Source organism: Terrabacter sp. FW104-15G4B (genome assembly GCF_058790095.1).
Genome location: NZ_JBYTCI010000010.1, coordinates 95,665 through 116,230, shown reverse-complemented (window position 1 = coordinate 116,230; position 20,566 = coordinate 95,665). Strand labels below are relative to the sequence as shown.

Genomic DNA, 20,566 nt, shown 5'->3' with positions numbered 1-20,566 from the left:
CGTCCGCGCCTTCACGCTGACGTGCACGGACGGCATACGGCCGGGGATCGAAACCATCACGTACGGCACGACAGCAAAGGGCATCCATGGCCACCGTGTACTTCGACGAGGCGACTCGCCGGTTCTCAAAGGACGACGCCCCGGCGGTCGACGGCATCACGCTCGACATCGCCGACGGCGAGTTCCTCGTGCTCGTCGGTCCCTCCGGCTGTGGCAAGTCGACGACCCTGCGCATGCTCGCCGGCCTCGAGCCGGTCGACGGCGGTCGCATCCTCGTCGACGGCCACGACCAGAAGGGCGTGCGTCCGCGCGACCGCGACATCGCCATGGTCTTCCAGAGCTATGCGCTCTACCCCAACATGACCGCGGCCCAGAACATGGCTTTCGCCCTCGACAACGCCAAGGTGAGCCGATCCGAGACCAAGCATCGCGTCGCCGAGGCCGCCAAGATCCTCGAGCTGGAGCAGCTGCTCGATCGCAAGCCCGGCCAGATGTCGGGCGGCCAGCGCCAGCGCGTGGCCATGGGCCGCGCGATCGTGCGCAACCCCAAGGTCTTCTGCATGGACGAGCCGCTCTCCAACCTCGATGCGAAGCTGCGGGTGTCGACGCGTTCGCAGATCGCGGGGCTGCAGCGTCGTCTCGGCATCACCACCGTCTACGTCACCCACGACCAGGTCGAGGCGATGACGATGGGGCACCGCGTCGCCGTGCTCCGCGACGGGAAGCTCCAGCAGGTCGACACGCCGGAGCGCCTCTACGACCGGCCCGTCAACACGTTCGTCGCGGCCTTCATCGGTTCGCCGGCGATCACCCTCGTCGAGTCCCAGGTGCGCGAGGGGGTTGCGAGCCTGCACGGTGTGCCCCTGCCGCTCGACCGGGCCGTGTCGGGTCGCGCGGGGGAGAAGGTGGTCGTGGGTCTGCGCCCCGAGTCGTGGCACGTCGTGGAGACCCCGGCGTCGGGTCGTCAGAACGGGTCCGGGTCTGCTGCCCTCCCGCTCACCGTCGAGCTGGTCGAGTCGCTGGGGTCCGAGTCGTTCGTCTACGGTCGACCGTCCGGTTCCGACGAGTCGACAGGTCGGGTCACGGTGCGGCTGGACAAGCGCACCCACCTGCGGGTCGGGGACACGGTGCACGTCGCGCCCAACCAGGCGGAGGTCCACCTCTTCGATGCGGCATCCGGCGAGCGGATCGGGGCCTGAGATGAGCGCACGGCCCGGCCCCTGGGCCATGGGTCGCTTCGACGTGCAGGGGCACCGCGGCGCCAAGGGCCTCGTCGTCGAGAACACCTTGGCGAGCTTCGCTGCCGCCTACGAGGCGGGCGTGACCAGCGTCGAGCTGGATGCGCGGCTCACGAGCGACGGCGAGATCGTCGTCTGGCACGACGACGTCCTGCTGGAAGCCAAGTGCCGCTCCACCGAGGGTGACCTCATCGGCGCACGGGTCGCCGACCTGACGCTGGCGCAGCTGCGGACCGTCGACGTGGGCAGCCAGACGCTTCCCACCTTCTCGGGGCAGCGCACCTCGCCGGGGGCACACATCAGCACGCTGGGGGAGGTGCTGGCGCACGGTCGCGAGCTCGCGCCCGACGTCTGGTGGACCATCGAGCTCAAGGCAAACCCGCTCGAGGAGGGCCATGGCGACAGCCGCAGGCGCCTCCTCGACGGCGTTCTCACCGAGCTGCACACGTTCGGCCTCGAGAGCCAGAGCCTCGTGCACTCCTTCGACTGGGGCGTGCTGGAGCTCTCGGCCGAGCTGGCCCCCGACGTGATCCGGTCGGCGCTGGTGCTCTCGGCCGTGACGTGGGTCCCGGAGAGCCCCTGGACGGGCAGCGTGACGGTGGGCGAGTCGCACCACGACCTGTGCGAAGGGGCCGTGGCCGTCGGAGCGCAGGTGATCTCGCCGAACCACGCGATCGTCGACGCCGCGCTGGTCGAGCGGGCCCACGATGCGGACCTCGCGGTGCTGCCGTGGACGGTCAACGACGCGGACCGTATCGCCGAGCTCGCCCGGCTCGGGGTCGACGGCCTCGTCTCCGACTATCCCGACCTGGCCCTGTCGGTCCTCGAGCCGTCACGCTGCTGAGGTGCTCGTGCGAGGGGCCGGACCGAGGTCCGGCCCCTCGCGCCCCCTCAGGCGCCCCTCCGGGCGGAGGCTGTGGCGTCCGTGGCACACTCGACCGGTCGACAGGTCGCCGCTGTCGCCACTGCGGCCGTGAGTGCAGCAGTGGGGTGGGGACCCCTGGACCCCACCCATTCGCTAGAACGCCGTTCCAGCGAACCCATGATGCTTTCGGAGGGCTCCGATGTCAACAGACCGGGCGTATGACAACCGCTCGCGGGCGGAAGGGGCCCGCGCGAACCGGCGGCGGATCATCGAGGCGGCCCGCGAGATGCTGCTCAGGGACGGCTACCACGCCATGTCCGTCAGCGCCCTGGCGTCGAGCGCGGGCGTCAGCGCCCAGACCGTCTACAACGCGATCGGCGGCAAGTCGGCCGTCGTCAAGGCCGTCTACGACGTCATGCTCGTCGGGGACGACGCCCCGGTCGCCCTCCAGGAGCGGCCGGAGTTCCGCGCCATGTCCGCGGCTCCGGACCGCGACTCGTTCGTGCGCGCGTACGCCGCACTGTGCGCCACGATCTACGAGCGCACCGGCCCCCTCCTGGGCGTCCTGCTCGCCCAGGGCCCGGGCAGCGACAGCGGGCTGCAGGAGTTCGTCGCGACGATCGACCGCGAGCGACGGGCCGGCAACACCAACGTTCTCGACGCCCTCGAGGCAGCCCACGGGCTTCCCCCGCAGCTGGACCGGGAGCGGTTCACCGACATCGTCTGGACCCTGACCGCTCCCGAGATCTACGACCGCTTCGTGCGACGGTGCGGTTGGACCCACGCGATGTATGCCGCCTGGCTGGGTGAGGCACTCGTCGCCGTCTTCGACCGTGCCGGCGCCACAACCCAGGAGGACTGACCATGCCCCGCCAGATCGCCACCAACACCGAGGTCGACCGTGACGCGCTGCTCGACTTCGTGCGCCCGCGCCACTCGATGGTGCTCATGACGCAACGTTCGGGCGGACGCCCCCAGGCCTCGCCGGTGACCGGGGGTGTCGACGAGCGGGGCCGCATCGTGATCTCGACGTATCCCGAGCGCGCCAAGACGGCCAACGCCCGCCGGCGGCCCCAGGTCAGCGTGCTCGTGCTCTCCGACGACTTCGGCGGTGAGTGGGTCCAGGTCGACGGGGACTGCGAGGTCATCGACCTGCCGGACGCCGTCGAGCCGCTCGTCGACTACTACCGCGCCATCTCGGGGGAGCACCCGGACTGGGACGAGTACCGCCAGGCGATGCGCGACCAGGGCAAGTCGCTGCTGCGCATCACGCCGACCCGCTGGGGCCCGGTCGCCACGGGCGGCTTCCCCGCCCGGCTCGCCTGACGCCGGCACTGCGGGCGTTCCCCTGCGTGCGGCCCTAGGCTGACCCCCGTGCTGCGCGTCGGGGTCACAGGAGGCATCGGGTCGGGGAAGTCGACGGTCGCGCGCCGGCTGGCCCAGCTCGGCGCACACGTCGTCGACGCCGACGTGGTGGCGCGCGAGGTGGTCGAGCCGGGGGAGCCCGCCCTGCAGCAGATCCGGGAACGTTTCGGCGACACGGTGATCCGCGCCGACGGCGTCCTGGACCGTGCCGCCCTGGCCGCGATCGTCTTCCCTGACCGCGACGCCCTCGACGCACTCGACGCCATCACCGGGCCGGCGATCTCGGCACGTGCCGCGCGGCAGCGTGCGGCCGCGCCGGTCGGGGTGGTCTCCGTCTACGACATGCCCCTGCTGGTCGAGCGGGGACTCTGGGTCCACGAGCACCTCAGCGTCGTCGTCGAGTGCGACGTGGAGACCCGCGTGCGCCGGCTCGTCGGGCAGCGTGGACTCACCGAGGAGGACGTGCGCCACCGGATCGCCGCCCAGGCCACGGACGAGCAGCGGCGCGCCGTCGCCGACGTCGTCCTCGACAACTCGGGCGCCCAGGACGACCTCGTCGGCGCGGTGGACGAGATGTGGCACGTGCGGCTCGCGCCCTACGCCGCCAACCTGGCGAGCGGCACGAGGTCGCGTCGCCCCGACCGAGCACGTGACGTCGTCGTCGAGCCACGTCCGGACTGGGAGCCACGCGCCGAGCGCGTCGTCGCTCGGCTGGCGGCGGCATTGGCATCGACCGGGGTCGTCACCGAGGTGTCGCACATCGGATCCACCTCCGTCCCGGGGCTGCTCGCCAAGGACGTCATCGACGTGCAGGTCGGGGTCCACCACCTCGCCGACGCCGACCGTGACGACGTGCGTGCGGCCCTGACCGACGCGGGCTATGTCTTCTCCCACGGCAACCACAGCGACACCCCTCACCCGCTCGGTGGGGACCCCCACGAGTGGGCGAAGCGCTTCCTCGGCGGGTGCGACCCGGCCAACCACGTGCACGTCCACGTGCGTGAGCAGTCTTCCGCCGGATGGCGATTCGCGCTGCTCTTCCGTGACTGGCTCCGTCGTGAGCCGGCCGAACGAGACGCGTATGCCGCCGAGAAACGGCGCCTGCTCACCGTGCACGACACGACGGCCGGCTACGTCGAGGCGAAGGAGCCGTGGTTCGAGGGCGCGTGGGAGCGGGCTCGTGACTGGGCGGAGCGCACGGGGTGGCAGCCGCGCTAGGGAGCACCCGGCATACGCACGCAGTATGCGGTGTTGACGCAGGTATGCGTGGTGAGTACAAGGTTCCCGGAGGCAAGCTCGTGGCGGTCGATGTCGAGGAGGTGGGCGGACGGCTCGCGAACGTCAGCGTGTCCGGCGACTTCTTCCTCGAGCCCGACGAGGCGCTCGGCGACATCAACGCGGCGCTGACGGGCATGCCCGTCGACGCGGGTGTCGAGCAGCTCGCCGGCGCCGTCACCGGAGCGCTCTCCGACGACGTGTCCCTCATCGGCTTCACCGCCGAGTCCATCGGCATCGCGATCCGGCGTGCCCTGGGCAAGGCCACCGGGTGGGACGACCACGACTTCGATGTCATCCCGGCCCGCGTGCTCGACCCGGCCCTGCACGTCGCCCTCGACGAGGTCATCGCCCACAGGGTCGCGGCGGGGGAGCGGCCCCCGACGCTGCGCTTCTGGGACTGGGACCGCCCGCTCGTCGTCATCGGCTCGTTCCAGTCCGTCCGCAACGAGGTCGACCCCGAGGGGGCCGAGCGGCACGGCATCAACGTCGTGCGGCGCATCTCCGGCGGTGGGGCGATGTTCATGGAGCCCGGCAACACCATCACCTACTCGCTCGTCGTGCCGACGTCGCTCGTCGAGGGCCTGAGCTTCGAGCGCTCCTACTCCTTCCTGGACGAGTGGGTCATCGAGGCCCTGGCCGAGGTGGGCATCAACGCGCACTTCGTGCCGCTCAACGACATCGGCAGCGACCGGGGCAAGATCGGCGGGGCGGCGCAGAAGCGCTTCGTCTCCGGGGCCGTGCTCCACCACGTGACCATGGCCTACGACATCGACGCCGACAAGATGCTCGAGGTGCTGCGCATCGGCCGCGAGAAGATGAGCGACAAGGGCACGAAGTCGGCCAACAAGCGCGTCGACCCGATGCGCTCGCAGACCGGCATGACCCGCGACGCCATCCTCGAGTCGTTCGCGGCCTCGTTCGCGCGGCGCTACCGCGCGACGGAGTCCGACTACACCGCCGAGGAGCTGGCCGACGCGCAGCGTCTCGTCGACGAGAAGTTCGCCACGGCCGAGTGGACCCACCGGGTGCCGTGATGTCGAGACGGGGCCCACGGCTCCGACGTCCCGTGCGAGGCGGCAGACTGGCCGCCCATCCACCGGAAGGGACCGCTCATGAAGTACGTCATCCTCATCCACTCCAACCCCCAGCCCTGGGGCCACCCGACCGGTGACTTCGTCGCCGAGGCGCTCGCCCGCCCGCAGGAGGAGCGCGACGCCGGCGGAGCGGCTTTCGACGCGATGCTCGAGGAGCTCTCGCGGAGCGGTGAGCTGAAGGGTGGGGAGGCTCTGGGCGACCCCGCATCGGCGCGGCTCTACCGGTGGGAGGCGACCGGCACGGTCGCGACGGACGGCCCGTACGCCGAGACCAAGGAGCACCTCGCGGGCTTCTTCCTGCTCGACGTGGCCTCCCGGGAGCGGGCGGAGGAGCTCGCCGTGAACTTCGCAGGGCCCGGCGACACCATCGAGCTGCGCCCCGCGTACGTCTGGGAGGAGTAGGCGAATGGGCACTGTCGGTCGTGCGACGTACGGTTGATCCATGCGTCCCACGACCGACCTCCAGCGCACGGTGGCACCCTTCGAGGTCATCTCCGAGTACACCCCGAGCGGCGACCAGCCCACGGCGATCGCCGAGCTCGCGCGACGGGTCAAGGCGGGAGACACCGACACCGTCCTGCTCGGCGCCACCGGCACCGGCAAGTCGGCCACGACGGCCTGGCTCATCGAGCAGGTCCAGCGGCCGACCCTCGTCATGGCACCCAACAAGACGCTCGCCGCGCAGCTCGCCAACGAGTTCCGCGAGCTGCTCCCCAACAACGCCGTCGAGTACTTCGTCAGCTACTACGACTACTACCAGCCAGAGGCGTACATCCCGCAGACCGACACGTACATCGAGAAGGACAGCTCGGTCAACGACGAGGTAGAGCGGCTCCGGCACTCGGCCACCAACTCGCTGCTCACCCGGCGGGACGTCATCGTCGTCGCGTCGGTCTCCTGCATCTACGGCCTCGGCACGCCGCAGGAGTACGTCGACCGGATGGCGCGTCTCAAGGTCGGGCAGGAGGTCGTGCGCGACGACCTGCTGCGGCGCTTCGTCGAGATGCAGTACACCCGCAACGACCTCGCCTTCACGCGCGGCACCTTCCGCGTCCGGGGCGACACCGTCGAGATCATCCCGGTCTACGAGGAGCTCGCGATCCGCATCGAGTTCTTCGGCGACGAGATCGAGCGCATCTACACCCTGCACCCGGTGACCGGTGAGGTCGTCGACGAGGAGCAGGAGATGTACGTCTTCCCGGCGTCGCACTACGTCGCCGGCCCCGAGCGCATGGAGCGCGCCATCCGCGGCATCGAGCTCGAGCTCGAGGACCAGCTCGCCCGCTTCGAGAAGCAGGGCAAGCTCCTCGAGGCCCAGCGCCTTCGCATGCGCACCACCTACGACCTCGAGATGATGCGCCAGGTCGGCTTCTGCAACGGCATCGAGAACTACAGCCGGCACATCGACGGCCGAACCCCCGGGTCCGCGCCCAACTGCCTGCTCGACTACTTCCCCGAGGACTTCCTGCTGGTGCTCGACGAGTCGCACCAGACCGTGCCGCAGATCGGCGCGATGTACGAAGGCGACATGTCGCGCAAGCGCATGCTCGTCGACCACGGCTTCCGCCTGCCCAGCGCGATGGACAACCGACCCCTCAGGTGGGAGGAGTTCCTCGAGCGCATCGGCCAGACCATCTACCTCTCGGCGACGCCGGGCGAGTACGAGCTCGCCAAGTCCGGGGCGCCGGTCGAGCAGATCATCCGCCCCACGGGGCTGATCGACCCGCAGGTCGTCCTCAAGCCGACCAAGGGCCAGATCGACGACCTCATGCACGAGATCCAGGAGCGCACCAAGCGCAACGAGCGGGTCCTCGTCACGACCCTGACGAAGAAGATGGCGGAGGACCTCACCGACTACCTCCTCGACAAGGGCATCCGCGTCCGCTACCTCCACAGCGACATCGACACCCTCCGCCGTGTCGAGCTGCTGCGCGAGCTGCGCACCGGCGTCTTCGACGTCCTCGTCGGCATCAACCTGCTGCGTGAGGGCCTCGACCTGCCGGAGGTCTCGCTGGTGTCGATCCTCGACGCCGACAAGGAGGGCTTCCTGCGCTCGGCCCGGTCGCTGATCCAGAGCATCGGTCGCGCGGCTCGCAACGTGTCAGGCCAGGTCCACATGTACGCCGACAAGATGACGCCGTCCATGGAGCAGGCTCTCGACGAGACCAACCGGCGGCGCGAGAAGCAGATCGCCTACAACACCGAGCACGGCATCGACCCGACCCCGTTGCGCAAGAAGATCGCGGACATCACCGACCTGCTCGAGCGCGAGGACGCCGACACGCAGGAGCTGCTCGGCTCCGGCCGGATGCAGTCCCGAGGCAAGAGCGGCGCCGGGCGCGGCGCCATGGCGGCCGACGTCGGGGTCTCGGCGGGCGGGTCGACCAACCGGCCTGCCGACATGGCGGCGGCGGACCTCGCCGGGCTCATCCAGGAGCTGACCACGCAGATGCACCAGGCGGCCGCCGACCTGCACTTCGAGCTCGCTGCGCGGCTGCGCGACGAGATCGGGGACCTGAAGAAGGAGCTTCGGCAGATGAGTGCCGCCACCCGGTGACGGCCCGCTGACGACATGTCGTGAGAGGTGGGGCAGGGACCATGGTCCGAGCCGCGACGAAGGACGGCCGAGCCGCCCGCCTGCGCCAAGCCGCCCTGGCCCTGCCCGGTGCGTGGGAGGACTCTCCCTGGGAGGGCGACACCGTCGCCAAGGTGGGAGACAAGATCTTCGTCTTCCTCGGCGAGACCACCATCGGGGTCAAGAGCGCCCGGAGCCGCGCGGAGGCGGACGAGTGGCTGCACCGCTACCCCCGCGACGCGTCCGTCATGGCCTACATCGGCCGCCACGGCTGGAACACCCTTCGCACCGACGGGGCGATCGACGAGGGCGAGCTGCTCGAGGCGATCGAGACCTCCTACGAGATCGTGGTCTCGGGCCTGCCCCGGAGCCGGCGACCCGATCGCGCGCCGTGAGCCGCACAGCCCAGGGCTCGGCCCACACGCCGGTCACGATTTGAGGCATCGCCGCACTAGTGAAAGACTCAGGCGTTCACGGAGGGGAGTATCCCCGACACGACGGGCTCGTCATCACGGAGTTGGTCTCACCACCGCTCCCGGTCCCGTCGGTCCGGCCGCGCGCCGGGCGGGAGAGACCTCCGGTTACTGATCTGGTGACCGGAAGGTTGTGCCCATGAATGTTCCCGCCTGGGGCTGGTTCCTCACGATCGGCCTGATGGCCGTGTTCCTGATCGTCGACGTCCTGGTCATCGCACGTCGACCGCACGTGCCGACGATGGCCGAGGCCGGACGGTACCTTGCGCTCTACGTCTCGGCAGCCGTGCTCTTCGGGCTCTTCGTGTGGTTCGAGTGGGGAGGCCAGTACGCGGGTGAGTTCTACGCCGGATGGTTGACCGAGTACTCCCTGTCGGTCGACAACCTCTTCGTCTTCCTGCTCATCATGGCCAGCTTCAAGGTGCCGCAGAAGCTGCAGCAGTCGGCCCTCATGGTCGGCATCATCATCGCCATCATCCTGCGCGGCGTCTTCATCGGGCTCGGCGCGGTCGTCATCAACGCGTACTCCTGGGTCTTCTACATCTTCGGCGCGTTCCTCGTGTACACGGCGGTCAAGCTCGCGACCGGCGGCGAGTCCGATGACGACGAGTACCACGAGAACCGCCTCCTGCTGTGGATCGAGAAGCGCTTCCCCGCCACCAAGGACTGGAACGGCACGCGGCTCACGGTTCTGGAGAACGGCAAGCGCCTCATCACGCCGATGCTCATCGTCATCCTCGCGCTCGGCACGACCGACCTGCTCTTCGCGCTCGACTCGATCCCGGCGATCTACGGCCTGACCAAGGAGCCGTTCCTCGTCCTGACGGCGAACATCTTCGCCCTGATGGGCCTGCGCCAGCTCTACTTCCTCATCGGCGGCCTGCTCAAGAAGCTCGTCTACCTCAGCATCGGCTTGGCGGTCCTCCTCGCCTTCATCGGTGTGAAGCTCGTGCTGCACGCCCTCCACGAGAACAACCTGCCGTTCGTCAACGGCGGCAAGCCGATCGAGGGAGCGCCCGACGTCCCCATCCTCGTGTCCCTCGGGGCCATCGTCGTGATCCTCGGCGTGACGACGGTCGCCAGCCTCTGGAAGTCGAAGCGGGACGCGAGGCTGGAGAGCGGGAGCGTCCGGACTCCGGAGGCATCGTCACAGGACGCTCCCTAGCCGGACGGTGATCCTGGGTCCACCGTCGCGGGCCCACCAGTTGCGACCGGAGATTTCCTAGCGGCCGGCCATGGAGGTCCGGAGCGTGGCCCGACGCCGGCGCAGGTTCGCGAGCACGAGGCGTTGGTGGCGTAGCACCAGGCGCCGCTCCGGGTTGATGACGAGTCGCCCGCCGAAGGGTGCGAACGTGGGCAGGTGGCGCAAGCGGTCCTCGGTGGCGCTGAGCTCGGCGATCAGCTCGCGGATGCTCATCCGGGACGGGTGCTGCGCCGTTTCCTGGGTGCTGGGGGACAGGTTCGGTGCATGCGACATGCGGTACTCCAATGCCGTGGCCGGCCGCAGCCGGCGTAGGTGCAGTGAAAGGTTCGGCTTTCCGCGTCGACTCCCGATCGGGGAGGGCGTCTTGGTTGCGTTCGGGGTCGTGCTCGAACCTACGATTTCGGCACCTGACACGACAGGGACCTAGGTCCCGAACCGGGCCGCGGATCGTGTCCGGGCGCTTCCGGGCGCTTCCGGGCGCCGGCAACGACGTGACGGCAGCGACGAGCTCACCCACCTGGCGGCAGAAACCCTCGCGGTGGTGCGCCTACCGGACGCGGTGAGCCACGAGCCAGCCCACGAGCGCCGGCACGGCCATGACCCCGAAGACGACGGCATACGCGGTGGGCACGGTGGACCCGACGGCAGCGAAGACGATTGCCGAGACGGCGATGGCGGTTGCGGCCCCCGACGAGTCGCCGATCTGCAGCGCAGAGCTGACGAAGCCCTGCTCGGTGGTGCCGGCCCTGGCGAGGGCCTGCGCCGTGACGCGGGGGTAGAGCGTGCCGATGCCGAGACCGACCACGGGGAACAGGGCGATCACGACCCACGGGGGCGCTCCGACCGCGACGGCGGCCGCGAGCCCCAGCAGGCTCGCAGCCATGGCGCCGAGGGCGGTCCCTGCGGTGCGTCCGATCTCGAAGCGCTGGTCCCAGCGACCCTGCACCCAGGACCCGACGAACCACGTCACGCCCGTCACGGTCAGCGCCACGCCCGCGAGAGCGGGGCTGAAGCCGTCGCGCTCCGTCAGGAGGCGGGGGAGGTAGACCTCGGCGCCGCTGAAGGCGGCGAAGGCGAGCCCCCGCAGCGCGATGTCGGTCGGCAGGCCGCGGGCTGCCTTCAGCGTCCCGCGTGGGGTGAGCGGCAGCAGCGTCAGCCCGACGACGACGACCGCCACCACGGCCAGCGTGATACCGACCGGGTCGAGGCGTTCGGCTGCCCCGTTGAGCCCGAGAACTGCCGTGGCGAGCAGGATGGACGCTCCGATCGAGCGCCAGCGCCACGGCACGTCCACGACCTCCTGCCGCAGCCCCGTGATGATGCGTCCGAGCAGGACGGCGGCGATGACGAGGACGACCAGGGCGAGCCCGAACACCCAGCGCCAGCCGATCGTCTGGGTGATGAGCCCGGCCACGAACGGGCCCGCGATCGAGGGGACGACCCAGGCCGCCGAGAAGCCGGCGAGGATCGCCGTGTGCAACCGCTGCGGGTAGACCCGCGTCACGAGGACGTACAGCGCCGTGCTGGTCATGCCCGCGCCGAGGCCCTGCACGACGCGGGCCACGACGAGGACGACCATCGTCGGCGCCAGGCCCGCGATGACGAGGCCGGTTGCGAACAGCGCGAGCCCGATGAGCAGGGGCGGGCGTGGGCCACGACGATCGGCGAGGTTGCCCGACCACACGATGCTGACGATGCCCGACGCGAGCGTCGCCGTGAATGCCATCGCGTACAGGGAGGCGCCGTGGAGCTCCCGGGCGATGGTCGGCATGACCGTCGTCAGGGCGAGTGCCTCGAAGGCGTGCAGGGACACGAGGGCGATCACGCCGACCGTGGTGGCGCGCAACGCCGGCGACAGGGTGCCGCCGCCGTCGTCGGGCACGGCCGTCCCCGCCTCAGCGCGCATGGTGCCGGACGTCATGGGGCGACGCTAGGACGTCAAGCCCCCTTGACGTCAACCGGTTTGCCGCTCCAGCCATCACCCGCCCGTCACCCCGGTCCCATCGCTGCGTCCGGTGACTCGGGACGCGTCTGCGCCCCGAGCACGATGGCGCTGGCGAGCACGACCAGCGCCATGCCGGCCACCTGGCCGCGCTCGAGCACCTGGTGGAGGACGACGAGGCCAGCGAGGGCGGCGACGACCGGCTCGAGGCTGAGCAGGATGCCGAACACCCGACGCGCGAGGTGGCGCAGGGCCACGAGCTCGAGCGAGTAGGGCAGCACCGACGACAGGACGGCGATGCCGAGCCCCAGGGCGACGTCCCTGGTAGTCCAGCGGTCGACCGAGGCGAGACCGAGCGGTGCCACGGCGACCGTCGACACGACGAGCGCGAGGGCCAGCCCGTCGAGACCTCCGAACGCCTGGCCGGTGCGCTGGCTCAGCACGATGTAGGCCGCCCACATGACGCCGGCGAGTGCCGCGAAGCCCACCCCGACGAGGTCGAGGCGCTCCACGGAGGCGTGCAGCACGCCGGACACGAGCACGACACCAAGCGCTGCCGCCACGACGGCCAGGACGTCACGTGGGCGTCTGCTCAGGGCAGCAGCCAGCCCCAGGGGGCCGAGGAACTCTATGGTGACCGCCACCCCGATGGGCAGGTGCGCGAGCGAGGCGTAGAAGGCGGTGTTCATCGCGGCCAGGGCGAGCCCGAAGAGAACGACGGTGCCCCAGTCGGAACGGCTGCGGCGGCGCCAGGATGGGCGTGCGACGGCGCAGAGGATGATCATGGCGAAGACCAGCCGCAGCAGCACGGACCCCGGCGCGCCGATCCGGGGCACGAGAGTCGCGGCGAGCGCGCCCCCGAACTGGACCGAGATGACCCCGGCGAGGACGAGCAGGGGAGCCGAGCGGCGGTCGACCGTCACGGCATCGGCAGACGCCCGGCGGCAACCAGCGTCTCGACGCGGTCCGCGGTCAGGTCCTCCTCGACGAGCACGCCAGCGGTCTCCGAAGCGTGCACCATCCGGCCGGGGCGCACGACGATGCCCACGTGGTGGATGCTCCGTCCGGGGCGGGCGAAGAAGTAGAGGTCGCCGGGGCGCACCGCATCGAGCTCGACCGGAGCCGCGAACTCGGCCTGGGCGTAGGCGTCGCGGGCCACGGCGAGCCCGAGGAGACGCCAGGTGTGCAGCACGAGACCCGAGCAGTCGAAGCCGAACGGCGAGATGCCGCACCACAGGTAGGGCAGGCCGATGTGCCGCCGAGCCTCGTCGACCGCCGGGTGATCACCGGAGGAGGACGCCGCGACGTCGATCTTCGCCTGGGGCCCGCCCACCGAGGGGGCGCCCTCCGCCGCCCCGAGGTGCGCCGTGGGCACCCAGCCCGGGTAGCCGCGCTCGTCCTTCGGCGAGAGCTGCCACGGTGCGACGACGTGCGACCAGGCGCCGGCGGCGTCGGTCCCGCTCACGACCACCGGCTCACCCGCCAGCAGCTGGGTCTCGACGCGCCCGTGCAGGCCGAGGCGGCCGTCACCGGACTCGTCGTCAGCGCCGTTGGCGTCGAGGGCGGCCAGCCACGCCTCGGCGTCCGGCTCGTCCGCCAGGATGGCGGCGTCCACCCGGCGCGGGCTGTCCGGCGCGGTCCACACCGTCGTGAGGGGCACGCGGACCAGATGGCTGGGAGTCACCGGGGTGACGGAGGTGACGGGGGTGACGGCGTCGGGCGATCTCACGCCCGTCATCCTCGCACCCTGCCTCGTCCCTCAGGAATCGGCCCGGACCTGCGCCAAGTGCTGGTCGGCCCGGGCCCGGAGCCGTACCGTCGGAGATATGGAACAGCGAATCACCTTCGAGGGATTCGAGCCCCCGAAGAACCGACGTCACAGCCCCGACGGCGACCTCGTCGACGTGCAGGGGTGGCTCCGGGCCCCGGTCGAGTGGACCGGTGGCCCGCGCCTCGAACGCGCCTGGCGCCACCGCCACGGACGGTCCCGCCTGGGCGTCGGGCTGGCGGTCGCCAACAACCCCCGGCGCCACCTCCTGTTGACCAACGTCCCGGACGACCTCGAGTACCTCCGGTCCGAGCTCGAGTCGCTCATCGCCGAGCCGCGCCCGGACACTCCCGCCGACCTCGAGGGTGCCCAGTAGGTGGCCCGACCGGCGATCATCACGGTGGACGACGACGCGCCGGTCTCGGCCGCGATCGCCAGGGACCTACGAGCCCGCTACGGCGCCGAGCACCGCATCCTGCGGGCCTCCTCCGGGCTCGAGGCCCTCGACCTCGTGGCTCGCCTCATCCTCCGCGGCCAGCCGCTCGCCCTCGTCGCGTCCGACCAGCGCATGCCCGGCATGACCGGCATCGAGCTGCTCGCGCAGGTCCGCGTCGACGCGCCGGACGCCAAGCTGCTGCTGGTCACGGCATATGCCGACACCGACGTCGCGATCTCGGCGATCAACGACATCGGGCTCGACCACTACCTCCTGAAGCCGTGGGACCCACCGGAGGACCGCCTCTACCCCGTCGTGGACGACCTGCTCTCCGACTGGCACCACGCCCACCCGGAGCAGTCGAACGACGTGCGCGTGGTGGGGCACCGGTGGTCCGAGACGAGCGACCTGCTCAAGTCCTTCCTCGCCAACAACCACGTGCCGTACGTGTGGCTCGATGTCGAGCGCGACGAAGAGGGGGCGCGGCTGCGCGATCTCGCCGGCGCGCAGCCCGGGGACCTGCCGCTCGTCCTCGTCCCCGACGGCGAGACCCTCCGTGCCCCGACCCCGGTCGCCGTCGCGACGGCCCTGGGCCTGAGTACGCGCGCCGAGCGCGACCTCTACGACGTCTGCATCGTCGGTGGGGGACCAGCCGGACTCGCCGCCGCGGTCTACGCCGCCTCCGAGGGCCTGAGCACCGTCGTCGTCGAGCACGACGCGCCGGGCGGCCAGGCGGGGCAGAGCGCCGCGATCGAGAACTACCTCGGCTTCCCCTCCGGCCTCTCCGGCGCAGACCTCGCTCACCGGGCCATCGCCCAGGCCCGCCGCTTCGGCGCCGAGATGGTCCTCGCCCGAGACGTCGTCGCCCTCGAGGCGCGGGGCCCGGTGCGCGCGGTGCGGCTGGACGGAGCCGAGGACATCGAAGCCCGGAGCGTCGTGCTCGCGACCGGCGTCTCCTACCGTCGGCTCGAGGCGCTCGGGATCGACGCCCTCGCGGGGCGCGGAATCCACTACGGGTCCAACGCGGGCCAGGCGGCAGGCTGCGCGGGCGAGGAGGTCTACGTCATCGGAGCCGCGAACTCGGCCGGCCAGGCAGCCCTCAACCTCGCCCGCTACGCCGCCCGCGTCACCCTCGTCGTGCGCGGCCAGTCCCTCGAGGCGAGCATGTCGCAGTACCTCGTCCAGCGCATCCGGGCCGAGGACCACATCGGGGTGCTCTGCCGGACGGAGGTGGTCGGCGCCGCCGGTGACGGCCATCTCGAGCGCCTGACGCTGGCGGACCGGCACACCCGGGTCACCCACGAGGTCGCCGCGGACTGGCTCTTCGTCTACATCGGCGCGTCCCCGCGGACCGACTGGCTGGGTGCCGAGGTCGTGCGCGACGACCACGGCTTCGTCCTGACCGGGCACGACCTGGTCGCGGGGCACCCGGCCCACGACTGGCCGCTCGCGCGTCCGCCCTTCGCCCTGGAGACCAGCCTGCCAGGCGTGTTCGCGGCGGGCGACGTGCGCGCCGACTCGATGAAGCGCGTGGCGTCGGCCGTCGGCGAGGGTTCGATGTCGGTCTACTTCGTCCACCGCTACCTCGCCACGATCTGAGCGAGCCCAACAGACGGGACCCCCGATGCTCGAGCTCTCCGACCTCCGGACGGTGCGGCTCTTCGACGGTCTGCGCGACGACCAGCTCGAGGAGCTGCTCGGGGGTGGCGCCGAGATCCAGATCGTCAAGGGCGAGGTGCTGTGGCTCGAGGGCGACCACGCCGACCACTGGTGGGTGCTCGTCGATGGCACGCTCGACCTCGTCCGCCGCATCGGGCGTGAGGACGTCGTGGTCGGCCGCATGGACGTGCCGGGGCGCTGGGCCGGCGGCTTCCGTGCGTGGGACGAGCACGGCGTCTACCTGGCGACGGCCCGCGGCGTCGCACCCGGCCGGCTCCTGCGCGTCCCGGCCGAGTGCCTCCGCGACCTCGCCGACGAGTGGTTCCCCTTCGCGGCCCACCTCGTGGCCGGCCTCTACGGCACGGCCAGGTCCATCGAGGCGACGGCCCGCCAGCGCAGCGGGCTGGTGACGCTAGGGACCCTGGCCGCCGGACTGGCCCACGAGCTCAACAACCCGGCGGCCGCCGCCGCACGGTCCTCGGCCGAGCTGCAACGCGCCTGCGACGGCCTCCTCGACGCGTTGCGCCAGATGGCGACGAGCGGCCTGACGCCGGCGCAGTTCGGCGACCTCGACGCGCTGCGGCGCGAGCTCGCCCCACCGACGACCCTGCCCGACCCCCTCGAGACGGCCGACCTCGAGGAAGAGCTGGGGGAGTGGCTGGACCGCGCGGGCGTCGAGAGGTCCTGGGAGCTCGCGGCGTCGCTCGTGTCGGCCGGGGCCGGCCTCGACTGGGTGCAGCGGGCCGCCGCCGTGTCCCCGGACGGCGGACTGGGGGCCGCACTGGGTTGGGTCGCCCGCACCATCGACGTGTCCTCGCTGCTCGGCGAGGTGCGTGAGTCGACCCGCCGGGTGTCCGAGCTCGTCGCCGGCATCAAGTCCTACTCACAGATGGACCGGGCGTCGCACCAGCGGGTGGACGTCCGTGAGGGGATCGAGAGCACCCTTCTCGTCATGGGCCCGCGGCTGCGTCCCGGTGTCACGGTCGTGCGCCAGTGGGGCGCCGACGTGCCCCTCGTCGACGGCCTGCCCGGTGAGCTCAACCAGGTCTGGACCAACCTCGTCGACAACGCCGTCGACGCGATGGACGGCGCCGGCACCCTCACGGTGACGACCCGTCACGACGCTGACGCCGTGGTCGTCGAGGTCCGCGACACGGGTTCCGGCATGACCCCCGAGGTGCAGCAGCGCGCGTTCGAGGCCTTCTACACGACGAAGGACGTCGGCCGCGGGACGGGGCTGGGCCTCGACATCGCCCACCGCATCGTCGTGGACCGGCACGGCGGCGGCATCGAGATCGAGTCGCGACCCGGCGACACCTGCATGCGGGTCCGCCTGCCGGTCAACGCTGCCCACGCGACCGCGCCCTGACCACGCGACGCGCGGGACGGCATACGCCGGCTTCCCGTCACCGAGGGCGTATGCCGTGTCGTCGGCTCAGGCTCACCAGCCGCGGGCGCGCCACTCGGCCAGGTGCGGCCGCTCCGCGCCCAGCGTCGAGTCGTCGCCGTGGCCGGGGTAGAACCACGTGTCGTCGTCGTAGACGTCGAAGACGCGGGTGGTGACGTCCTCGATGAGGGAGTCGAAGCTCTGGCCTGGGTTCTTCGTGTTGCCGACGCCTCCGGGAAAGAGGCTGTCGCCCGTGAAGAGGTGCGTGTGCCCGGCCGGGTCGGAGTAGGCCAGGGCGATGGACCCGGGCGTGTGGCCGCGCAGGTGGATGACGTCGAGGTCCACGTCGCCGACGGTGACCGTGTCGCCCTGGCCAACGCGCTCGTCGACGGGGACGGGAAGGGCATCGGCGTCGTCGGCGCCGGCCACCGTCCGCGCGCCGGTTGCGGCGACGACCTCGGCCAGCGCGCCGACGTGATCACGGTGCTGGTGGGTGGTCACGACCGTCGCGAGCCCGTCGCCGCCGGTCGCGACCAGCTCGAGGAGCCGGTCGGGCTCTGCCGCGGCGTCGACGAGCAGCTGCGCGCGCGTGGCACGGCAGGTCAGCAGGTAGGCGTTGTTGCCGAAGCCGCCGACCTCGAGCTTGCGGATCGTCAGGGCCGGCAGCTCACGGACCCCGGCCGGCCCTGTCGCGGTGACGTGCCCGGTGTAGGTGTCGTCTCGCCCGTGCGTCATCGTCAGCCTCCGAAGGGCAGGGTCGGAACGGCGCCGTCGAACGCGACGCCGTCGGTGCGTCCGCGCGCCAGCCACATCAGCACGTCCGCGGCAGGGGCGGTGACGCGCGTCGCGCCGGCCCCCACGACGTGCTCGTCACCCTCCGTCGTCGCGATGTGGAGCGACGGCGGCTCGTCGGCGTGCCTGAGGCGGTTGACCGCGTCGCGCAGGAGGAGCGCCACGACCTCCGCGGCCGCGCCTGCGAAGGTGTAGCCGGCGTCGAGGTCGACGTGGTGGAAGACGACCTCGCGCAGCCGCATGAACGCCACCATCCCGACCGGGATGGCGAAGCCGCCGGGGGTTCTCTCGACGTGGACCTCGGCGTGCTCGGGGCGCAGCGACTCCAGCCGTTGCGCGAGGTGGGCGGCCGACGCGCGCAGGTCGAGGAGGTGGTCGGCCGCGGTCCGGTGGGCGTCGCGCTCGATGTCGGCGTCGCGGGACTCCACGTCGTCGTACATCGTGTCGGCGGCGCCGGTGAGCGCGACGTCGCAGACCCGGACGAGGGCGTCGGCGTTGCGAGCCACGTGGGCCAGCACGTGGCCCCGCGACCAACCCGCGCAGAGCGAGGGCTCGGTCAGCGCGTCGTCTCCGAGCGAGGCCGCCGTCGCGAGGAGGCGGTCCGTCTCGGCCTCGACGAGCTGCGGGGTCACGTCAGCGTGCTTCATTCGATGCCCTTCCGGTCGCCTCGGCCAGCGCCAGGGCGGCGCCGACGAGTGTCAGGTGCGAGAACGCCTGGGGGAAGTTGCCCACCATGCGCTGCTCGACCGGGTCGTACTCCTCGGACAGCAGTCCCACGTCGTTGGTGAGCCCGACCAGCCGGTCCATCAGCTCCGTCGCCTCCGTCGTCATACCCGCCTTGGCGTAGGCCGCCACGAGCCAGAAGGAGCATGCCAGGAAAGGGTGCTCGTCGCCGGCGAGCCCGTCGATCCCCGTGTCGGTGCGGTAGCGCAGGACGAGGCCGTGGCGCATCAAGTCGGCCTCGACCGCCGCGATCGTGCCGAGCATCCGGGGGTCGTCGCCCTCGATGAACCCGATCGACGAGAGCGTCAGTAGCGAGGCGTCCACCTCCGTCGTGTCGTAGTGCTGCACGAAGGTGTTGCGCCGGGAGTCGAAGCCCTTCGTCATGACCTCCTCGCGGACCTGGTCGCGCAGCTCGCGCCACCGCTCCACCGGACCGTCGAGGCCGTACCGCTCCACGGCTCGCACAGCCCGGTCGAAGGCAGCCCACACCATGGCGCGCGAGTGGGTGAAGTGGCGCAACGGGCCGCGGATCTCCCAGAGCCCGTTGTCGGCCTCCTGCCAGTGTTCGGCGAGGTGGTTGACGAGCGCCCGCTGCAGCTGCCAGGAGTCGTCGTTCTCCGCGAGGCCCCGCGACCGGGCGTTGTCGAGCGAGATCATCACCTCGCCGAGCACGTCGGTCTGGCGCTGGTCGACGGCCGCGTTGCCGACGCGCACGGGGCGCGACCCGGCATACCCGGGCAGGTGGCCGAGGACGCGCTCGGGGAGGTCGCGGCCACCGTCGACGCGGTACATGATCTGCATGTCCTCGGGGTCGCCGGCGACGGCCCGCAGCAGCCAGGCGCGCCACAGCTCGGTCTCCTCGACGTAGCCGCAGCCCAGGAGCGCCTCGAGGGTCAGGGCAGCATCGCGCAGCCAGCAGAACCGGTAGTCCCAGTTGCGGACGCCGCCGAACTGCTCGGGGAGGGATGTCGTGACGGCCGCGACGATGCCGCCGGTGTCCTGGTGGGTCAGCGCCCGCAGCACCAGCAGCGAACGGGTCACGGCGTCGGCGTACGGCCCCTGGTAGTGGCTGCGGGAGGCGTACTCCCTGCTGCGCGCGACGGTCTCGGCGATGCGGGCGCGGACCCGCAGGGGCGGCGGGATGGGCTCGTTGCTGCGGAACCACGTCGTCGAGAAGGTGAGGCTCTGACCGGCCACGACGTCGAACTCGTCGACGTGGTGGCCGTCCTGGGCGTGCGGGAGCCGCGCGCCGCGCAGGACCAGCATGTCCGGGCCGGCGATGGCCGTGATGATCTCGTCGGTGCGGTCCTCCAGGTCCTCGGTGTGTCGCGCCACCCATGGCCGGGTGAGGCCGTAGTTGAAGCGCACCGTCCACTCGTGGACCATGCGCACGGTGCCCTCGAGACCCTCGATGCGCCGCAGCAGGTCGGAGCGTCCGTCGGCGAGCGGCATCAGGTCGGTGACCCGGACCCGGCCCGTCGGCGTCTCGTGGACGGTCTCGAGGACGAAGGAGCCGCCGACGTAGCGCCGGGTCGTCACCGCGTCCGGGTCGACGGGCGAGATGAGCCACCGCCCGTGCTCCGGGGTGCCGAGCAGCGCGGCGAAGCACGCTCGCGAGTCGAAGCGGGGGAGGCACAGCCAGTCGACGGATCCCCGGCGGCTGACGAGGGCCGCGGTGCCGAGGTCCCCCAGCACGGCGTAGTCCTCGATCGGGGTGGGCACGTGCTCACTCATGGAGTGAGTATGCCGTCCGGGCCCGTCAAGGCC

General features: G+C 71.4%; 20 protein-coding genes. 13 read left to right on the top strand and 7 right to left on the bottom strand.

Annotated features, from left to right (window positions below; genetic code table 11):
• Positions 1–86: 86 nt before the first annotated feature.
• The 10 genes from AC3WRT_RS10505 to AC3WRT_RS10460 all read left to right on the top strand — a co-directional run bounded on the left by AC3WRT_RS10505 (position 87) and on the right by AC3WRT_RS10460 (position 10,053).
• A complete protein-coding gene (locus AC3WRT_RS10505; RefSeq protein WP_492721615.1) occupies positions 87–1,199 on the top strand; it encodes an ABC transporter ATP-binding protein in 1,113 nt (370 codons plus the stop codon).
• A 1-nt stretch (position 1,200) separates the two neighbouring features.
• Positions 1,201–2,082, top strand: coding sequence for a glycerophosphodiester phosphodiesterase family protein (locus AC3WRT_RS10500; RefSeq protein ID WP_492721613.1), 882 nt, complete (start codon positions 1,201–1,203; stop codon positions 2,080–2,082).
• Between the two features lie 220 nt (positions 2,083–2,302).
• Positions 2,303–2,965, top strand: coding sequence for a TetR/AcrR family transcriptional regulator (locus tag AC3WRT_RS10495; protein ID WP_492721611.1), 663 nt, complete (start codon positions 2,303–2,305; stop codon positions 2,963–2,965).
• A gap of 2 nt (positions 2,966–2,967) precedes the next feature.
• Positions 2,968–3,429 carry a PPOX class F420-dependent oxidoreductase gene (locus AC3WRT_RS10490; RefSeq protein WP_492721610.1) on the top strand — a complete coding sequence of 154 codons (462 nt, stop codon included), beginning with the start codon at positions 2,968–2,970 and terminating at the stop codon, positions 3,427–3,429.
• 48 nt (positions 3,430–3,477) lie between these two features.
• Positions 3,478–4,686, top strand: coding sequence for a dephospho-CoA kinase (gene coaE / locus AC3WRT_RS10485; protein ID WP_492721608.1), 1,209 nt, complete (start codon positions 3,478–3,480; stop codon positions 4,684–4,686).
• Between the two features lie 44 nt (positions 4,687–4,730).
• Positions 4,731–5,780, top strand: coding sequence for a lipoate-protein ligase LplAB (gene lplAB / locus AC3WRT_RS10480; protein ID WP_492721607.1), 1,050 nt, complete (start codon positions 4,731–4,733; stop codon positions 5,778–5,780).
• Positions 5,781–5,858: 78 nt separating this feature from the next.
• Complete coding sequence (locus tag AC3WRT_RS10475) at positions 5,859–6,242, top strand: YciI family protein (RefSeq protein ID WP_492721605.1); 384 nt, start codon at positions 5,859–5,861, stop codon at positions 6,240–6,242.
• A gap of 40 nt (positions 6,243–6,282) precedes the next feature.
• On the top strand, positions 6,283–8,397 hold the full coding sequence (gene uvrB, locus AC3WRT_RS10470; RefSeq protein ID WP_492721603.1) for an excinuclease ABC subunit UvrB: 2,115 nt from the start codon (positions 6,283–6,285) through the stop codon (positions 8,395–8,397).
• A gap of 41 nt (positions 8,398–8,438) precedes the next feature.
• Positions 8,439–8,810: an MmcQ/YjbR family DNA-binding protein gene (locus tag AC3WRT_RS10465; RefSeq protein WP_492721602.1), complete on the top strand. Its 372-nt coding sequence runs from the start codon at positions 8,439–8,441 to the stop codon at positions 8,808–8,810.
• Positions 8,811–9,027: 217 nt separating this feature from the next.
• Positions 9,028–10,053, top strand: a complete 1,026-nt coding sequence (locus AC3WRT_RS10460; protein WP_492721601.1) for a TerC family protein — start codon at positions 9,028–9,030, stop codon at positions 10,051–10,053.
• 57 nt (positions 10,054–10,110) lie between these two features.
• Here AC3WRT_RS10460 and AC3WRT_RS10455 read toward each other — a convergent pair whose 3' ends face one another.
• The 4 genes from AC3WRT_RS10455 to AC3WRT_RS10440 form a co-directional block, all read right to left on the bottom strand.
• Entirely contained in the window at positions 10,111–10,365 is a 255-nt protein-coding gene (locus AC3WRT_RS10455; protein WP_492721599.1) for a hypothetical protein, read from the bottom strand.
• Between the two features lie 274 nt (positions 10,366–10,639).
• Positions 10,640–12,013, bottom strand: a complete 1,374-nt coding sequence (locus AC3WRT_RS10450) for an MFS transporter (RefSeq protein ID WP_492721597.1) — start codon at positions 12,011–12,013, stop codon at positions 10,640–10,642.
• Positions 12,014–12,081: 68 nt separating this feature from the next.
• On the bottom strand, positions 12,082–12,957 hold the full coding sequence (locus tag AC3WRT_RS10445) for an EamA family transporter (protein WP_492721596.1): 876 nt from the start codon (positions 12,955–12,957) through the stop codon (positions 12,082–12,084).
• The gene (locus AC3WRT_RS10440) at positions 12,954–13,763 is read right to left on the bottom strand and encodes a C40 family peptidase (protein WP_492721594.1); all 810 of its coding nucleotides are present in this window, start codon (positions 13,761–13,763) and stop codon (positions 12,954–12,956) included. The genes AC3WRT_RS10445 and AC3WRT_RS10440 overlap by 4 nt, the downstream gene beginning before the upstream one ends.
• Before the next feature lie 97 nt (positions 13,764–13,860).
• Here AC3WRT_RS10440 and AC3WRT_RS10435 point away from each other — a divergent pair, with 97 nt between their 5' ends.
• From AC3WRT_RS10435 to AC3WRT_RS10425, 3 genes are read left to right on the top strand one after another with little or no spacing between them, the layout of a single operon-like run.
• Positions 13,861–14,178, top strand: coding sequence for a hypothetical protein (locus tag AC3WRT_RS10435; RefSeq protein WP_492721593.1), 318 nt, complete (start codon positions 13,861–13,863; stop codon positions 14,176–14,178).
• Complete coding sequence (locus AC3WRT_RS10430) at positions 14,179–15,837, top strand: NAD(P)/FAD-dependent oxidoreductase (protein WP_492721592.1); 1,659 nt, start codon at positions 14,179–14,181, stop codon at positions 15,835–15,837.
• A 25-nt stretch (positions 15,838–15,862) separates the two neighbouring features.
• Positions 15,863–17,266 (top strand): sensor histidine kinase, encoded by a 1,404-nt coding sequence (locus AC3WRT_RS10425; RefSeq protein ID WP_492721591.1) that lies wholly within the window; start codon positions 15,863–15,865, stop codon positions 17,264–17,266.
• 72 nt (positions 17,267–17,338) lie between these two features.
• On the opposite strand, the gene AC3WRT_RS10420 is transcribed toward AC3WRT_RS10425, so the two are convergent.
• The 3 genes from AC3WRT_RS10420 to AC3WRT_RS10410 are packed head-to-tail and all read right to left on the bottom strand — an operon-like array spanning position 17,339 to position 20,533.
• Positions 17,339–18,019, bottom strand: a complete 681-nt coding sequence (locus AC3WRT_RS10420; protein WP_492721589.1) for an MBL fold metallo-hydrolase — start codon at positions 18,017–18,019, stop codon at positions 17,339–17,341.
• 2 nt (positions 18,020–18,021) lie between these two features.
• Positions 18,022–18,723: a maleylpyruvate isomerase family mycothiol-dependent enzyme gene (locus AC3WRT_RS10415; RefSeq protein ID WP_492721587.1), complete on the bottom strand. Its 702-nt coding sequence runs from the start codon at positions 18,721–18,723 to the stop codon at positions 18,022–18,024.
• Complete coding sequence (locus tag AC3WRT_RS10410) at positions 18,710–20,533, bottom strand: glycoside hydrolase family 15 protein (protein WP_492721584.1); 1,824 nt, start codon at positions 20,531–20,533, stop codon at positions 18,710–18,712. Before AC3WRT_RS10410 ends, AC3WRT_RS10415 begins: the two co-directional genes overlap by 14 nt.
• Between the last annotated feature and the right edge of the window lie 33 nt (positions 20,534–20,566).

What these genes read in the sequence shown, in the direction of transcription:
- AC3WRT_RS10490 (WP_492721610.1), top strand. Translation starts at nt 2,968, where the DNA reads ATGCCCCGCCAGATCGCCACCAACACCGAGGTCGACCGTGACGCGCTG.
- AC3WRT_RS10420 (WP_492721589.1), bottom strand. Translation starts at nt 18,019, where the DNA reads ATGACGCACGGGCGAGACGACACCTACACCGGGCACGTCACCGCGACA.
- AC3WRT_RS10450 (WP_492721597.1), bottom strand. Translation starts at nt 12,013, where the DNA reads ATGACGTCCGGCACCATGCGCGCTGAGGCGGGGACGGCCGTGCCCGAC.
- AC3WRT_RS10505 (WP_492721615.1), top strand. Translation starts at nt 87, where the DNA reads ATGGCCACCGTGTACTTCGACGAGGCGACTCGCCGGTTCTCAAAGGAC.
- AC3WRT_RS10475 (WP_492721605.1), top strand. Translation starts at nt 5,859, where the DNA reads ATGAAGTACGTCATCCTCATCCACTCCAACCCCCAGCCCTGGGGCCAC.
- AC3WRT_RS10410 (WP_492721584.1), bottom strand. Translation starts at nt 20,533, where the DNA reads ATGAGTGAGCACGTGCCCACCCCGATCGAGGACTACGCCGTGCTGGGG.
- uvrB (WP_492721603.1), top strand. Translation starts at nt 6,283, where the DNA reads ATGCGTCCCACGACCGACCTCCAGCGCACGGTGGCACCCTTCGAGGTC.
- AC3WRT_RS10465 (WP_492721602.1), top strand. Translation starts at nt 8,439, where the DNA reads ATGGTCCGAGCCGCGACGAAGGACGGCCGAGCCGCCCGCCTGCGCCAA.
- AC3WRT_RS10415 (WP_492721587.1), bottom strand. Translation starts at nt 18,723, where the DNA reads ATGAAGCACGCTGACGTGACCCCGCAGCTCGTCGAGGCCGAGACGGAC.
- AC3WRT_RS10435 (WP_492721593.1), top strand. Translation starts at nt 13,861, where the DNA reads ATGGAACAGCGAATCACCTTCGAGGGATTCGAGCCCCCGAAGAACCGA.
- lplAB (WP_492721607.1), top strand. Translation starts at nt 4,731, where the DNA reads ATGCGTGGTGAGTACAAGGTTCCCGGAGGCAAGCTCGTGGCGGTCGAT.
- AC3WRT_RS10425 (WP_492721591.1), top strand. Translation starts at nt 15,863, where the DNA reads ATGCTCGAGCTCTCCGACCTCCGGACGGTGCGGCTCTTCGACGGTCTG.
- AC3WRT_RS10495 (WP_492721611.1), top strand. Translation starts at nt 2,303, where the DNA reads ATGTCAACAGACCGGGCGTATGACAACCGCTCGCGGGCGGAAGGGGCC.
- AC3WRT_RS10455 (WP_492721599.1), bottom strand. Translation starts at nt 10,365, where the DNA reads ATGTCGCATGCACCGAACCTGTCCCCCAGCACCCAGGAAACGGCGCAG.
- AC3WRT_RS10500 (WP_492721613.1), top strand. Translation starts at nt 1,201, where the DNA reads ATGAGCGCACGGCCCGGCCCCTGGGCCATGGGTCGCTTCGACGTGCAG.
- AC3WRT_RS10460 (WP_492721601.1), top strand. Translation starts at nt 9,028, where the DNA reads ATGAATGTTCCCGCCTGGGGCTGGTTCCTCACGATCGGCCTGATGGCC.